This window comes from Pseudoalteromonas umbrosa (assembly GCF_030125375.1).
GTDB classification, from domain to species: domain Bacteria; phylum Pseudomonadota; class Gammaproteobacteria; order Enterobacterales; family Alteromonadaceae; genus Pseudoalteromonas; species Pseudoalteromonas umbrosa.
The window spans coordinates 14,071-28,054 of record NZ_JASJUU010000009.1; the positions used below are offsets into that span (position 1 = coordinate 14,071).

At 44.7% G+C, this 13,984-nt stretch carries 17 protein-coding genes; 16 read left to right on the forward strand and 1 reads right to left on the reverse strand.

Going from position 1 to position 13,984, the window contains the following annotated elements; genetic code table 11:
* Window positions 1–6 precede the first annotated feature (6 nt).
* The 15 genes from QNM16_RS23065 (at window position 7) to QNM16_RS23135 (ending at window position 12,166) form a co-directional block, all read left to right on the forward strand.
* On the forward strand, window positions 7–723 hold the full coding sequence (locus QNM16_RS23065) for a hypothetical protein (protein WP_284022588.1): 717 nt from the start codon (window positions 7–9) through the stop codon (window positions 721–723).
* Between the two features lie 133 nt (window positions 724–856).
* The gene (locus tag QNM16_RS23070; protein ID WP_284022589.1) at window positions 857–1,594 is read left to right on the forward strand and encodes a hypothetical protein; all 738 of its coding nucleotides are present in this window, start codon (window positions 857–859) and stop codon (window positions 1,592–1,594) included.
* Between the two features lie 4 nt (window positions 1,595–1,598).
* Entirely contained in the window at window positions 1,599–2,330 is a 732-nt protein-coding gene (locus QNM16_RS23075) for a hypothetical protein (RefSeq protein ID WP_284022590.1), read from the forward strand.
* A gap of 3 nt (window positions 2,331–2,333) precedes the next feature.
* Window positions 2,334–3,158: a hypothetical protein gene (locus QNM16_RS23080; RefSeq protein ID WP_284022591.1), complete on the forward strand. Its 825-nt coding sequence runs from the start codon at window positions 2,334–2,336 to the stop codon at window positions 3,156–3,158.
* Window positions 3,159–3,379: 221 nt separating this feature from the next.
* Window positions 3,380–4,165: a hypothetical protein gene (locus QNM16_RS23085; RefSeq protein ID WP_284022592.1), complete on the forward strand. Its 786-nt coding sequence runs from the start codon at window positions 3,380–3,382 to the stop codon at window positions 4,163–4,165.
* An 18-nt stretch (window positions 4,166–4,183) separates the two neighbouring features.
* Window positions 4,184–4,963: a hypothetical protein gene (locus tag QNM16_RS23090; RefSeq protein ID WP_284022593.1), complete on the forward strand. Its 780-nt coding sequence runs from the start codon at window positions 4,184–4,186 to the stop codon at window positions 4,961–4,963.
* 66 nt (window positions 4,964–5,029) lie between these two features.
* Complete coding sequence (locus QNM16_RS23095; protein WP_284022594.1) at window positions 5,030–5,710, forward strand: hypothetical protein; 681 nt, start codon at window positions 5,030–5,032, stop codon at window positions 5,708–5,710.
* A 3-nt stretch (window positions 5,711–5,713) separates the two neighbouring features.
* The gene (locus QNM16_RS23100) at window positions 5,714–6,661 is read left to right on the forward strand and encodes a hypothetical protein (RefSeq protein ID WP_284022595.1); all 948 of its coding nucleotides are present in this window, start codon (window positions 5,714–5,716) and stop codon (window positions 6,659–6,661) included.
* On the forward strand, window positions 6,658–7,245 hold the full coding sequence (locus QNM16_RS23105; protein ID WP_284022596.1) for a hypothetical protein: 588 nt from the start codon (window positions 6,658–6,660) through the stop codon (window positions 7,243–7,245). The genes QNM16_RS23100 and QNM16_RS23105 overlap by 4 nt, the downstream gene beginning before the upstream one ends.
* Window positions 7,246–7,255: 10 nt before the next feature.
* Window positions 7,256–7,843, forward strand: coding sequence for a hypothetical protein (locus QNM16_RS23110; protein WP_284022597.1), 588 nt, complete (start codon window positions 7,256–7,258; stop codon window positions 7,841–7,843).
* Window positions 7,844–8,003: 160 nt separating this feature from the next.
* Entirely contained in the window at window positions 8,004–8,786 is a 783-nt protein-coding gene (locus tag QNM16_RS23115; RefSeq protein WP_284022598.1) for a hypothetical protein, read from the forward strand.
* A 16-nt stretch (window positions 8,787–8,802) separates the two neighbouring features.
* Complete coding sequence (locus QNM16_RS23120) at window positions 8,803–9,561, forward strand: hypothetical protein (RefSeq protein ID WP_284022599.1); 759 nt, start codon at window positions 8,803–8,805, stop codon at window positions 9,559–9,561.
* Window positions 9,562–9,711: 150 nt separating this feature from the next.
* Complete coding sequence (locus tag QNM16_RS23125) at window positions 9,712–10,476, forward strand: hypothetical protein (protein WP_284022600.1); 765 nt, start codon at window positions 9,712–9,714, stop codon at window positions 10,474–10,476.
* Window positions 10,469–10,858: a hypothetical protein gene (locus tag QNM16_RS23130; RefSeq protein ID WP_284022601.1), complete on the forward strand. Its 390-nt coding sequence runs from the start codon at window positions 10,469–10,471 to the stop codon at window positions 10,856–10,858. Before QNM16_RS23125 ends, QNM16_RS23130 begins: the two co-directional genes overlap by 8 nt.
* A 66-nt stretch (window positions 10,859–10,924) precedes the next feature.
* The gene (locus QNM16_RS23135) at window positions 10,925–12,166 is read left to right on the forward strand and encodes a hypothetical protein (RefSeq protein WP_284022602.1); all 1,242 of its coding nucleotides are present in this window, start codon (window positions 10,925–10,927) and stop codon (window positions 12,164–12,166) included.
* 72 nt (window positions 12,167–12,238) lie between these two features.
* Here QNM16_RS23135 and QNM16_RS23140 read toward each other — a convergent pair whose 3' ends face one another.
* The gene (locus QNM16_RS23140; protein WP_284022603.1) at window positions 12,239–12,691 is read right to left on the reverse strand and encodes a hypothetical protein; all 453 of its coding nucleotides are present in this window, start codon (window positions 12,689–12,691) and stop codon (window positions 12,239–12,241) included.
* A gap of 530 nt (window positions 12,692–13,221) precedes the next feature.
* Between QNM16_RS23140 and QNM16_RS23145 the strand changes: the two genes are divergently transcribed.
* Complete coding sequence (locus QNM16_RS23145) at window positions 13,222–13,869, forward strand: hypothetical protein (RefSeq protein WP_284022604.1); 648 nt, start codon at window positions 13,222–13,224, stop codon at window positions 13,867–13,869.
* The last annotated feature ends 115 nt before the right edge of the window (window positions 13,870–13,984 follow it).

Sequence of the window (13,984 nt, forward strand, 5' to 3'; positions counted from 1 at the left end):
GCACAGGTGGCATATTACAGTCCGCAATTAGTTTCAGAAATGATGATGCGCTGCATGACCGGATTTAATGACGGTTTTTTTCCTTACACGGGCCTGTTCTATCATCATAATACAGGTAATAATCGAACTTGGGGTGATGATACGGTAACGGGCGGGCACCGTTCACTGACGTACACGAATGCGCGGATCGACCGAGACTTCAAGGGCAATATTGGTCATGTATTTCAATATGTGGGCACTGCCATGCTTAGGCCATTTGAAGAGTACAACAAATTTTTTGATGCCGCTGAACTGCCCGATGTGACGACTTTGCGTGAGGGAATGGGGCCAATCATATGTCGAAATAACCGTGTAGAGTTCACCATCTCTGGCACATTTAGTACGTATATCTTGAAATGGCTAAAAGATCAGGGCACGACCTACCCATCTTTTGCTGGTTATCTGCATATGATGCATTTAAATGGCTCTTCATTTCATGAATGGCCATTGATGCGTTATACCTTCCAAGTTAAAGAGCGCAGTTTAGCAGATATACCCGAGAACTGGGTTGGTCACCCTTATCCAGATTTTAAATTGGAATATGACGAAACTGCACCTGACGCAGCCACTGAGGTGGCAAGTATTACCATGGATATTACTCAGGTTGCCTGTGTATCTGAGCGTTTTGAAAGTGATGTCGAAACGTGGGCGGCATTGCCAATGAGAAGTGAGACGGCTTACTAATGAGTGTCACGATGTCTACTGGGTTTAAGCAGGTATTAAACCCGATCAACACTTTATAAGTTGATATCGAGATTTAAAAAAATAGAGCAGCGCCGTACTTTAACACCGACAAGTAACAAAGAGGAGTAGGTCAATGAGCCTAGTATTATCCGCAGCATTAAAGCAAAACCTCAATCCTATAAATACGTTGCAACAAGATCTAAATGGGTTGTTAGAAGCGGGAGAATTAGCGCTATATATGATGAGTACACCGCCGCCAACCCCTGAAGAAGCCTTATTAGGAATGCAAACTTACAATGTAACGGATTATGGCTCAAGTGGTCGCATTGTACATATGACCATTACGGCGATGCAAGAATGTGCAGGTGTGTTTCCGCTCAATCCAGAGCAATGGGCGCTTGCTTCAGATAAGCGCAATCAATTACTAAATTTAAGTCAAAATCCAGATACAAAGAGCATGATGCACCTTGTGCCTAAAGAGGATATTGATGCTGTTACAGTCCGTCATTCATTTGAAATAAGGCATAGAAATCTCACCTTGCTTGAGCGTCCTGTACAGTGGGCACTATTAGGTCGAGTGAATGACTCCTTACTAGGGCGCACATGGTTTAGGCACCTTCGTAACGCTAGCCATGGCGAGTTGATCTCGCAAAATGACCGAATTTTGGATTTCCGTGGCATGGTGCCTTTATCAGTTGGGAAGGTCGGCAGCACTGCTAATATTTGGATGGCGGACAGTCAGCATTCCGAGATTTGGCATACTGCAAGTTGGAAAGGCAATTCAGGGCGTTATCGCTGCGACTTACTTGACCATCTTGATATTCACAAAATCGAGTTGGGAGCAAAAACTACTTTATCTCAAGGAGCTTAGGAGAATGAGTGTAACTATTTCGAGCGGTTTTAAATCTGCACTTAATCCAATAAACAGTTTAGGGAAAGATTTAACCCAACTCCTTGAAGCTGGTGAACTGGCTATATTTTTAATGAATACGCCGCCGCCGACGCCTCAAGAGGTGTTGTTTGGTATACAAACATACCGTGTATCAGACTATGGGGGGAGTAATAAGGTGGTAGATCATACGCGCACCTTCTTGTCCGAATGCATGGGGGTGTTCCAGTTGAAGCCCTCAGACTGGGTGGACGCCCATGAGGTCGCAAGCCATTTGTTGGGCAATGCAGATCAGGGGCTGGCGCGCTCTTCATTTCATCTTATCCCTAGTGAGCAAAGAGGAAATATAGAGCTGCGTCATACCGGAAGTGTCGTGCACCGTAACGCGCCTCCTCGGGGCTTGGCTGCACAGTGGGCCTTATTGGGTCGTGCATCCGACTCCTGCAATACTCGTACATATGTACGACCAGGTGGAGAAGAAAGAGCGATACTATACTCAGAGCAAGATCGAGTTTTAGATTTTAGAGGCATGATCCCTTTAACGATTGGTAAAGTGGGTAGCCCAGCTAATATTTGGTTAGAGGATGGCTGGTGGAAGCCGCTCTACCCCTGGGTAAACTTGTATTATGGCGGTGCAAAACACTTTATTTACTATATTTTAGAAGCACTTAAAGTAAGAAAAATAGAATTGAAACTAAACACCACAGCAGGAAACTAACCTATGTCATACCCGTATTTTAAATTGGATACGCTTGAACAACGTCAGCCTTTCTCAGATTTGATTGAAAAAAATAGCCAGCTTAGCTTTTCGACCGAATCCTCTTTGGCCCATTTAACCGCACTGTCAAACACGGGGAGTGTGGTAACCGATGGTACTTATCTCGAAGCCGTGGTTGGATATGGATATCTGGTATTTTACGATGCGCAATCGCAATTGCTGGTCAAAGTCGATGCCGAGATTGTACAACAGCCTGAAATCATAGATAAGGATAGCCCTGATGCGCTCATTGGATTTACCGGACGCAAACGTTGGTTCGGTCGCGGAGCAGGCTGGTACGAGTCTCATTACCCCACTTTGCAATATGATTATCTATTGATGACTAAACCTCGGGTAAACTGTCGGATCAGACCTGTGCCGGATAGCTCTGGTGTGCTCAATGAAGGCAAAACAGTGCTCTTCCACTCTACGGTGTTGCAAGCTGGTGAAGTGGCGCAATGCTACTTTGTACAAACGAAAAGTAATATGGCACAACCCTTAGAAGGTGCGCCAACACTCGAGGCATTAACCTTAGCAACGCCTGAGCAGCTGGATGTAGACAATAAAGTGGCTTGGATAAAACTCGAACATGGTGGAGATAACCCCGACATTCAGTTAAGTGGACAAAGCTTAGTCAAGTTGTCACGTTTTATTGTGCAAAATGAAGCCTCGTTTAGCTTTGATATTCACAGTGAGGAAGAGATCAATGCCGCACTTACCGCGTGCAAGCAAAAAATGGATGCGGCAGAAATTGAGTATACGGATTACAGCGTATCAAACCCTGTGTGAGTAGCGCACAGAGAAGTAGATAAATTAACTAATATTATTGTACAATGATACTGTGGTCAGCAAAGCTGGTCATCAATAGATGAGACCTTTCCAGAGCTGCTGGATAATGTGAGAAATGTGTTATAAGCACGTCAAAGGCGCACAGTGAGGCGGCTGACGGAATGTAATTCTATACAGCTTAGTCGACTCTGACTGAGCCTTTACTTAATAGGTTTTTATCAATGGCTGAAACATTTGATATAAAGACGCTTATTCCAACCGAAGAGCTACAGCGCATCGCAATGCGTACATTCAGTCCTGGACATGTTCACAAAACGTCAAAAAGTGGATTGGCAGGGTACGATTTTGAACTGTATTTTCATTTTTATACAGGGAAAATGCCTTCTCGCAGTGAATTCTTATATGGTATGTATTTTGATCAAATCGGTGACACACATAAGACTAAGTCCCTTACGCTCGCTGAGCGGTATCTCGGGCACTTTTACATAGCTGGGAATGGAAAAACTTACGATTATTACGGTGCGTTAGAGGTAGATGCTAAAGCCTCGGGAATGCAACATCCAGAAGGAAAAGTACCTGAACATGCAAGTACAGACTATGTCACTGTGCCAAAAGATCCCGCAGCGGATCTAAGCTGGATGATGGATTGGTCTTTTAGCGCGAATAAGACATATGATATATACGGCGGTAATTTAGATGCTTTACGAGTTGTTGCTGCTGCCGGGGAACTTGTTCACGATGCGGCACCAACTTACGTGATGATTTCAAAGTCGGTTAATCCCCCCCATAAATACACCGGAGTTAAGACGGGTTTGCCGCCAGTTTCTGGGGTGAAAGTTGGCACGGTTAACTATATTGCTAATAGTTATGAATCTTCACGGCCACTCATTATGGGTAGTGTCGGGCCTGTGGGCTCGGGGGCGATGATGGAGTTAGCCTCAGGTTATGATTTATCTGGATTTGTGCGCCCAGTTTCGCTGCGCATCATGTGCAACCCTGTCGCTTAACTTTAGAAGGAGTCCTCTATGACATTACATGTACATCCCGCTGTATTGTGGGCATCTGAATCCACCCATGCCACTGAAGCAACAATACAACACCAGTATAAAGTTGGTGGACTTAACATTGAGTATGCGCGTTTTTTAGAAGGCAAGCCTGCTCTTTTGTTAATAACCGATGCTGATAGCAATATTTTACTCTCGATAGTTGGCAGTACGGGGTGGGAGCATAATGATATGGCTTCCTTAGATGAGTCATTTGATTTGGGCCCGCTCGCTATTCGCCACAAGGTCGGCGCCGCATCCACTTCAACGATTCACTCGTTGGGGACTAACAAAGAGCGCCTTTGGACGCCTTATTATCCGGCTTTGCGTTTTACGCCCGCGACCAGTTTTAACGAAGTGATCCGCCGCAACGGCACGGCGAAAAAAGCATATTTAATTGCCGATACACGGGAGCAATTTTCAACAACAGAAATTAGCGCATGGCCATCGGAGCTATGGAATGGTACGCAGGCGTTGGACCTGAACACACTACCAACCAATGTCACTTATTTAGAAATGAGCGTTGGTGATGTGACGTCATCGGCCACGGTCCGTTTGACCAATACGGTACTCAATGTCAACGATGGAAGCGTGCAAACTGCCGACCCTTATTTGGATATTTATTTTACCAATGCCTTTGATGATTGGTCTAATGCTAAAGCAGAAATGAAAGCCATTATTGATGGGCTCCCATGGATTGGCAAAGACATTGATGAAATCGTGGCAAAGGAAACATTACATTACAACTTACCAACCGAATAAGACTGCCAAGGGGGATAGCCCCCTTATTTGTGCAGTAGCAATGAATAGAACAGAGGATATGACATTATGCGTTGGCATGTTGATCAAAGGGTTTGGCCAAGCACTGAACTGATGTCAAACAGTCGGTTGTTGGTGATCCAAGAAGTAGAAGAGGTGGTGCTTGATACTTTATTGATAAGACCAAGTGATAACCCTACATATTGGCAAGAGCGTCCTGATTATTTAAACCTTGCGCGCTTGTCTGAGTTGACGGTGTTAGGGGAATTTGAAAATGTGGTGACACCAGCAATAACAGGTACTTTTCAGCTGGGTTTTTCATTGGCGAGCAGCCCAAAGGGAATTACAGGTAAGCATGAGGACCACACATGGCATCACCCTGCCAGTGCTGAACATTTTGAGTTTCAGTTAAATCAGCAGCGCGGTGCGTTGAATCATTTGCTTAATAACCAAGAGGGGACTTTGCTGTGGATACAAACCGTGTCACATCACAAAGACAATGGTCAGTACAATCCGTACTGGTTTACCTCGTCAACAAAAGATGTACTGACGGGTACCCGCGGGGCGGTTGGTGCCCATATTAATGACCCTAAAGCAATCGCGGTTAAACCGGATTACAACCACCCTTCATTGGCTTTTTCTCACCAGGCAGTGACAGGGATGACGCTGAACTCGTCACAGCAAACCGTATTAAACATCACTCCATTACTGCAAGATAAAATTGCAACGTACCCTTACGAGGCAGGATAAACAATGCATGTAGTTTTAAAACGTCGCGGTGTCATACTGCGTGCCACTTGGGATGGCTTACAAAAGCCAGCTCAGTTTAATTCGGCACATTGGGTTCGTATGTCACCAAGCAAGGCTCCTTCTGAAATCGCGGCCACTCCTAAAGTGGCCAATAGCTCGGTGATGATGAATCAAAGTGAGTTTAATGCGTTCGCTGGGGTTGCAGTCAGCAACTTTGTTGGTGGTTCTGTATCAATGAATTTCAGTGTATCTGCGCGCTTTGCGCAGACTGAAGAGCTCAATAGTTTGATTAGCCCATTAGCAACGGATGCGCAGCTTAATCCGTGGAGATATATAAAGCTAGGTGTAGATAAACAGGTATTCCCAGCCAAGATAAGCGGAGGTCTTCGTCATACTCCTGCTCAAGGTTGGTTTAATGCTAGCTATACCGACACATTTGTAGTGAACCAAGCTGCGGCTAAAGTGCAAACTTGGCAATCGGCAAACGTTACCAGCCAATTTATGGTCGAAAAATTAACACAATCTACGCTTCAGCTAGGCCATCTTCGTATTAGTTCAAACGATGGAAAAACAAGCAATGCGGTACAATTCAACAAACGCGTACTGGCGATGCATGTATATGATGGCAATAAGGTACAATTTTACGAGAAATCGGCTAGTAACCAACGTTTGCTGACAAATAAACTTGGAGAAAATAGCAACACGGTTATGCTTAACGCACAAATGCCCTCAGAGAGCTTATTTGAACCTGTGGCATGGGATGCAGATCATCACTTACCGGCTTATGGTCCAAGCAGTTTTGACAAAGATTTTGGTGAGGCAACACTTAGTGGTGTCGACCCATTATTTTTGCGCGCCAAGCCAACACACTATATTCGCCACAATGGCGCTTATGGCACGCAGACGGAAATCTTCCGTGATACCCCTTACACCGCAGAGGAGGGCGCATGAAGCACAATAATTGGAATGTGATGTTTCAGCTATTTACGGCCATGAAAGGGTATGTTGTTGACAAGCGGGTATTGACGTTTAAAGGCCCATTGCCTGAATTGTCTCAAGCAACCAGTCATACGCAAATGCACGCACATATTTCCGGGCGTTTAGATGATTGGATTGCAAGCTATGATACGGCACCGATTTACACTCATAAGTTTGAAGGGGCGGCAGTACCGAGCGGTATTCACGATACTGCGGCACTCGGTCATATCGGCGAAGACCATGCCGCATACTGGGATGTAGATTGGGATAACCCGGAGCATGTTTTGCGCATTTATTTGGGGCTGGGGGCAACGTTTGCACATAACGAAGCACTCTCCCCTGAGTTACCACATGAGCCGACTTGGTTTGTGATTGCTGATAAGTCTGATGGGCAGCTGCAAGGTGTAAGCTTAACGGCGGCTGGAGTACGCTTTGTTGGGTCGTTGTCGACGCCGTCCGCGCCAGATCCCAGTGCGCTTTTACAACTGGTGGTGCCAAGTCAAGCGGGTAAAGTTGCGCGTGGCCGGGACTTTACTAAATTAACAATCCCGATTTAAGGAGGACGTCATGCGTAAAAACTACTGGGTAAACTCGAACTTTATCCATTCCATCTGCTCTACTGTGCGCGGTAATTATATGTCAGGTCCTTCTTCTGGTCATCGCAGTGGCGGTGAATACGACATGTTTTTTATGCTTTCACATTTGGAGCCCGACGCTTTACTTGCTCAGTTTAAGCCGAATGACCAGGCATCTGGGCTTGTTGGTCCGCGTATACCGAGTGTGAATAAGGCGTCCGCAGGCTATGTATTGCCTCCATCTCACAGTAGTGTTAATGACGAAGGAGAGTTACTGCTGCACTGGCCTGAAAGTCACAAAGAAATATATTACCCTATGTTTCATCCAACACCGACCAATAATGAAAAGCCGCAAAGCTTTTTGTTGATGATGACAAACTCTATTGCTGCGCATTTTATTGCTAATAGCTATTCTTTTCGCACGTCATTTGGCAAATTTGTCGTTTATGCCGTGGGTACGGTGGGTGACTATCAAAGTGGCGCAGACATAGAATTTGAAGGCTTAGACAGTTGGCGTTTAGGTCGACCTTTGTACTTGGAGAACAATACCTTGAGGATCCCAATGAAGGTGGTTCGTTAATCGCCCATTAATGGTTAAATGAATGGTATTTATTGTACAATAAATACCATATAAAGATGTATGTAATGAGACTGAGATACTTGCAGTGGATTAACACTGTATTTTTGCACCCCGATGGCAGGTTAGGCTGAGGTCTAACCGAGAATAATAGGTTTAAACCATGGCCGAAACTTTTGATATCAATTCGTTATTATCAAACGAAGAGCTACAGCGAATGGCGATGCGGCCATTTTCTCCCTCTTTTTATCGACAAGAAGACTTAAATCAAGTTACACATGGCGCTAATGACTTTACGTTGCGCTTTCACTTTTATACTGGGCGTGTGCCGACACCTGCTGAGTTTTATTATGGTATGTACTTTGATAAAAAAGGGCAGAGTCATAGTGATGTAGGATTGTCTATGCCCGCAAGATATTGTGGTTATATGAGTTTGATCACAAGTGGAAAAAGTGACTCAAGCTATGGCTCAGTAGGCCCTCATGCCAAAATGTCAGGCATGCAGCATCCCGCAGGAAAAGAGCCAGCCAGTCACAGAGATGATTTTACCGCAGTGCCAGTGAATGCTCAGGCTGATTTGAGTTGGTTAACAGACATCAGTTTTAGTGTGAGTAATGAATATACTTTGTCATCAGGTGAACTAAACGCACTTAAGGGTTATGTCACAGCAGGTAAATGGGTCGGTGAGCAAGCCCCCACTTTTTTCTTTTTGACTAAAAATCATAATGCTCCCGTATTTACCCAGTGCAATGTTAAAACGCCAGACGCCAATATTAATGCTGGGGTTGTCAGTTACTTAAACACTAGCTATATAGAGCGCAGACCTCTGGCCATGGGCACTGTGGGAGGTTTTGGTTCAGGTGCGACTTTAGAGCTTTCGAAAGGGTATGATTTTTCTGGGGTGATCTCGCCAATTAGCCTGCGAGCACAGTGCCAAATAACCTAACAGGAGATGATGAACAATGACATTGATGGTACATCCCGCAGCGTTTTATGAGTCTGAATCACTGCTTCAACATAGCCAAAAGAGCTACAGCCGTACAGATCCAAATGACAAGTACATGCGATACCTAGAGGAAAAACCGGCATTGCTTGTATTGACCGATGATCAGGGTACGATTCTGCATTCAATTGTCGGTAAAACCAGTTGGAAAGGCAATGTTTTTCCTCCTCTAGGGGAGGAGTTTGACTTGGGCCAGTTATATGCGAGACAGAAAACTGGCGCGGCTTCAGCAGCTGTGATTTATCAGCTTGATCACCAAAATAAGCGGCCAATGACGCCATATGTGCCCTTGTTGGTTTTTGATACCCAGCGCGCGTATAGTGAAGAGGTACGCAATGCTGGGACAGTGGCAAAGGCATATTTGGTCGTTGATAAATATGAACATTACTCGAGCGAAGATATTACCTTATGGCCAGATGAGCTTTGGCAGGGGCAAGCGCCGCTTGACATCAACAGTTTGCCTGAAGGGGTATCATATCTCATGGTAAGTACCGGTGCTAGCCATTCAGATAATGCCGTGTTTCTATCTGATCTGCATTTAGATCCCAATACCCATATTATCAGGTTGGTTAATGATCAAATGGCCTTGTGTTTTCCAAACCTCATAGGCGATTGGTCCGATGCCAAAGCACAAATGATGGCGATTATTGCCGATTTTCCATATGTGGGACATTCTTATGACGAGGTGGTCGCAAAAGAAACACCGCCTGTAGTATAAACTTCGTTATATTTTTATTGCCAAGCCCAGCTTTATGCTGGGCTTTTGTGTTTTTTATTGTACAAGGCTGCATGTTACAATGGTTGTTAATTGAGACGAGAATGATGGGCATTGTGGCCTGTCTCTGATATATCGCGGAGTATATGCATCATGTCAGTGAATCAGTACGATTTTGAATTATATAGCGTTGATTTGGAGCGGCGCGGAGATGGCGTTTTCGCCCACTCTCGCCCAATCAATGTGCAGCTTACTAAAGGCGAGCCAGTTCTTAACCCTAAAGGGATTTTGTTAGAGCACGCCTCACAGCTGTTAGAGCGCAGGCAAGCTAAAATTGTGGTGTTAACCTGCGGTAAGAATGAAAAAGGGGAGCCTATGTTGGACCACTTAGGCTACATCGGTGTGTACGGTGAACCAACTTTCACCGATGTACAACCAACCAGTTTGTATGCGCTGTCTGAGGTGTTTAAACAGGTATCGGTGATCAAAGTGGCATTCGACAACTCAGGTGCTGGCCATTATCAAGAAGACACAAATGTACACAGTGCTATTTTTACGTTAAGTGGCAACGGGGCGCTGCGCCCCTTTGAGCAAAACAGCGCTGTGCTATGGCCGCAAGATCTGTTAGATACGATGCATGCACACAATGAATATCAGCAGTTGGTTAACGGCGAAACGCTTATGAACAGTGTCGCCTTAAACTCAGTATATTATCGCCGAAAATATCCCCAGACCCCAGAAGGTGGCTATCACTACGAGTGTTTTGCCGTGTGTTTATCCAGAGAAAAACGCACTTGGCTGAGTAAGGCCAAAGAGGTGATCAAAGGGGCACTAGAAATGGAAAGGGAGGCCATCAAGGACCAATTAATGCGTTTAGATGGGGCGTTGCATCAATTGAATGGGCAGGCGTATGACTGAGTTTAAACAGTGTTATATCAAGGAACTAAACAGAGCTTTTGTGATGGTAAAGGGGTTTCCGAGCAGCGATGAGTTGAGCGATTGGCTACACAATACCACAGGTACAATTTATTTCCTGTTCCCTAGCGGGTACAAACAAGAGTCAACCCAGATAGCGCTGCGCGCCAGGGTGCAGGCAGTACTAGAGAAGGTTGAAGTCGATACTGGAATGCCGGTACAGCAATCTTTAAGTCGAGTGAATACCTTGGTGTTATCACAGAGTGACTATGGCACAGAGCTTGATGACTTCGCATTTGTGCAAGCCTATGAAGCCACACTGAAAACCATCACTCCAAATCAGCCATCTGGGCGGGCAAAGAAACATATCCCGACATTTGGTTAAAGGTATTTAGGGCTTAATCGAATGTTAAGTCCGCAGTTAATTAGTAAATTTAAAGGAGACCCCGAAATGGGATTAATACTTGTCTTGATCATCGCCTCTGTGGCGATAGCAGGCAGTGCCGCTTACTTTTCAGTGATCGGTCTGGCTGCGATGTTTTCAGCGGCTTATTGGCCAGTTGTTGTCATGGGCTCTTCTTTAGAGCTCGGTAAGCTGGTGGCGGCCAGCTTTGTCTATCGCACTTGGGAGACAACAGGGTTTTTAATGAAAACCTACCTGATCGGCGCGATAGGCGTACTGATGATTGTCACCAGCTTAGGTATATTTGGCTTTTTATCTATGGGTTACGGAGAGTCGACGCAAAAATTGCAAGAAGTCACATTTACCATAGAAGCTAATCAAAAGCAGGTTTTACAGGTGAATGAAAGACTAGAACAGATCAATAAGACCATTGCTGATGTGCCGCCACAGTATATAACCAAACGCATGGAGCTCAGAGCTGATTATGCTGAGGAAGTTGCGCAATTAGAGCAGCAGCGTAAAGCTTTGCAAGAAACAATGGCTGCTTTGCAAAAGCAAAAGATGGAAGCCGATGCTCATGTTGGCCCAATTATTTATATTGCGGCGATGTTTGGTATCGATGTACAAGATGCCGTGAAGTTCTTTATTTTTGCTTTAATTATCGTATTCGATCCGATGGCAGTGATTTTAACGTTGGCGACCAACCATGCAATAGAGCAATATCAGAAGCGACGCCAGCAACAGCTAAGAGAGAAGCGCGATCATGATTTGGCGTTAGAGCATGAGCGCGCGGCTTCCCGCCAAGAGCAGGTTAAAGAAGAGGGGGATAGCGCTGAGCAAAAGAGCCAATCACTCAGTGAGGAAATTGCGCCAAAGTCAGAGCCCGAAGCTGAACTACAGCCTGAAGCGGCTCTCCCTCAAGGGTCAGTTGCAGTGCCTGAATCAATCGTTCAAAGTGTTGCAAAGCAAGCGCCTACTGTCAGTGATATGAACGCAGTACTCAATAAAACCCCATCGCGCCGAGAGACTTTGAAAAACCGTCACAAGAAATCAATACAAAAAACTGAAGAAAAAGGCGTGTTAAAAGTTAATGGGGTGGATATTCCTAAGCGGGTGATTTGTCAATTAGGTAAACCTGATCAAGATCTGCTGCATGGGCTATCAAAGGGAGCTCAATTTGGTGTGTTGGCAAATCAGCTGGGGATGACGCAAGTCAATCTGCGCAAGCGTTGTACTTATATCAGCACATTACTGGATTCTCAGGGCTTTAAAGTGGACTTACTCAGTTAACCGACTGAGCGAAAAAAAGCTGACTTTTAAGTCAGCTTTTTTATTGCATATAGATGGGCTTGTACAACTGGGTTATGTCCGAGGGATAGGGTATTCTCCAGTGAAAAAGTAAGCTTGGGATTTACCATCCCTCAGGGGCAAAATGTCGACGTTGTGTTTACCGGCTATTAAACTAGCTAATCGCGGTGCCAATTGATAATGGCACATAGGAACCACAGTTCTATCATCGATATCAACATACAATCTGCGTTCATCTTTATTAACCACAAATGTGACTGACTTTGCCGCACTGCTTCTTGCTTCATGTAATACGGTGAACAGAAGTCGATTAACCTGTGCTTTGGGGGTCATATCATAGAGTGTGATCAATGCGAGTATCGAAAAAGCCAGCATGGTGGTATTTGCAATTTCTAACAGCAACAACGGACAGCCTTCAATACAACCCATATGCATAACAACGATGGCTGCGGAAATTGCAGCTGCCAGCAGATATAGTCCCAAGCGTGTCACAGCTAAAGGTTTCATTTTTATATTTCCAATTATTGTTATAGTTCAATATATTTCAACGATGTGCACGCACGAAAAAGCCTGTGATGCACTGTGTTTCGAACTATACCAGACCAAATAAAGGGAGTACACCCTTTCAAGGTCAGTTTAATAATTTGGTTTTAGATGACTAAATTGTAATAAATATATAGTGTTTATTACGCGTGATATTTGGTTGGGTTACACGGCTTCATCAGGTGTAACAAATGTAACTTTTTTATATCGATCAATTAGATGTCTCTTTGTGATTTGACAGAGCACACTGAAGTTGTTTTGGGATTGTCCTAATTGTGCAATGCTTTTCAAAAAAGAGTTATTGATATGCTAGCAGCGTAAAGTGGTGGAAGAAGCCGTAAAGCCAATAAGGAAAATTGAAGCCGCCAATACATAGTCGCTTTATTTTAAATTGTACAATGAAGTTGATTTATGACTGTGGGTAGGATACTGTCAATGTGACGAGACCAAGGTGACTACCTTACGTTGCAACGAATGAGACAAAGAGAACCACAATGAAAGTAGTGCAGGCCATCTGTACATTGCTTGATATTGATGTGACCCATCAGCAGGCTAAAGATTTGGCGATTAAACGGTTAAAACAGCTCAATATCAATGGCGAAAAATGCATCCGGTGTGATGGTTTGGGTGTGACACACAATCGAGATAATAAGGGGATTCCCTGCTATCCCTGTGGCGGCTCAGGCTATATTGGCTATGGGTTAACGCGGATTGCGCTGAAGACGCTTAAGTTTATGCATCGTGATGGCCAATTGGATCGCTATCGTGCAGTGTGGCAAAACCAAGCGCATCTACAATCCTTATGCCAATCTTTTGATGATAAAGTACATGCATCGAATATTGTGGGGATCTATAGCCCTTTTTGGGCTGCTAAGGAGGTTGCTGGGGGATGGAATCATGACTTACAACTAATTCATCGTGAAATGAAAAAAGCCCGTCGAGATTTGATGAAGGAGCTAGATCCCGCCTTACTGAAAGACTTATCCCTATCCGAGCAGGCAACGAGAATGGCACATTGTCAGCAGCAATACACTCAGTCTATGCATATATTAGAGGCGCTCCTGTGTGAAGTGGATCTTTATTGCGCTTGGCACGCGAAACCTGATTTTAAAGCTTTGTGCTTCAGCTTAGTGCGCACCTAGCTTTACGTACTCACCACGGGTTACTTAGTCCTGCAAACCAGTGCACACCTTGTGTACACATCTATCCACAGAAATAGAGGATAACTTTTAAACATCACGAAACAAACCACTCATG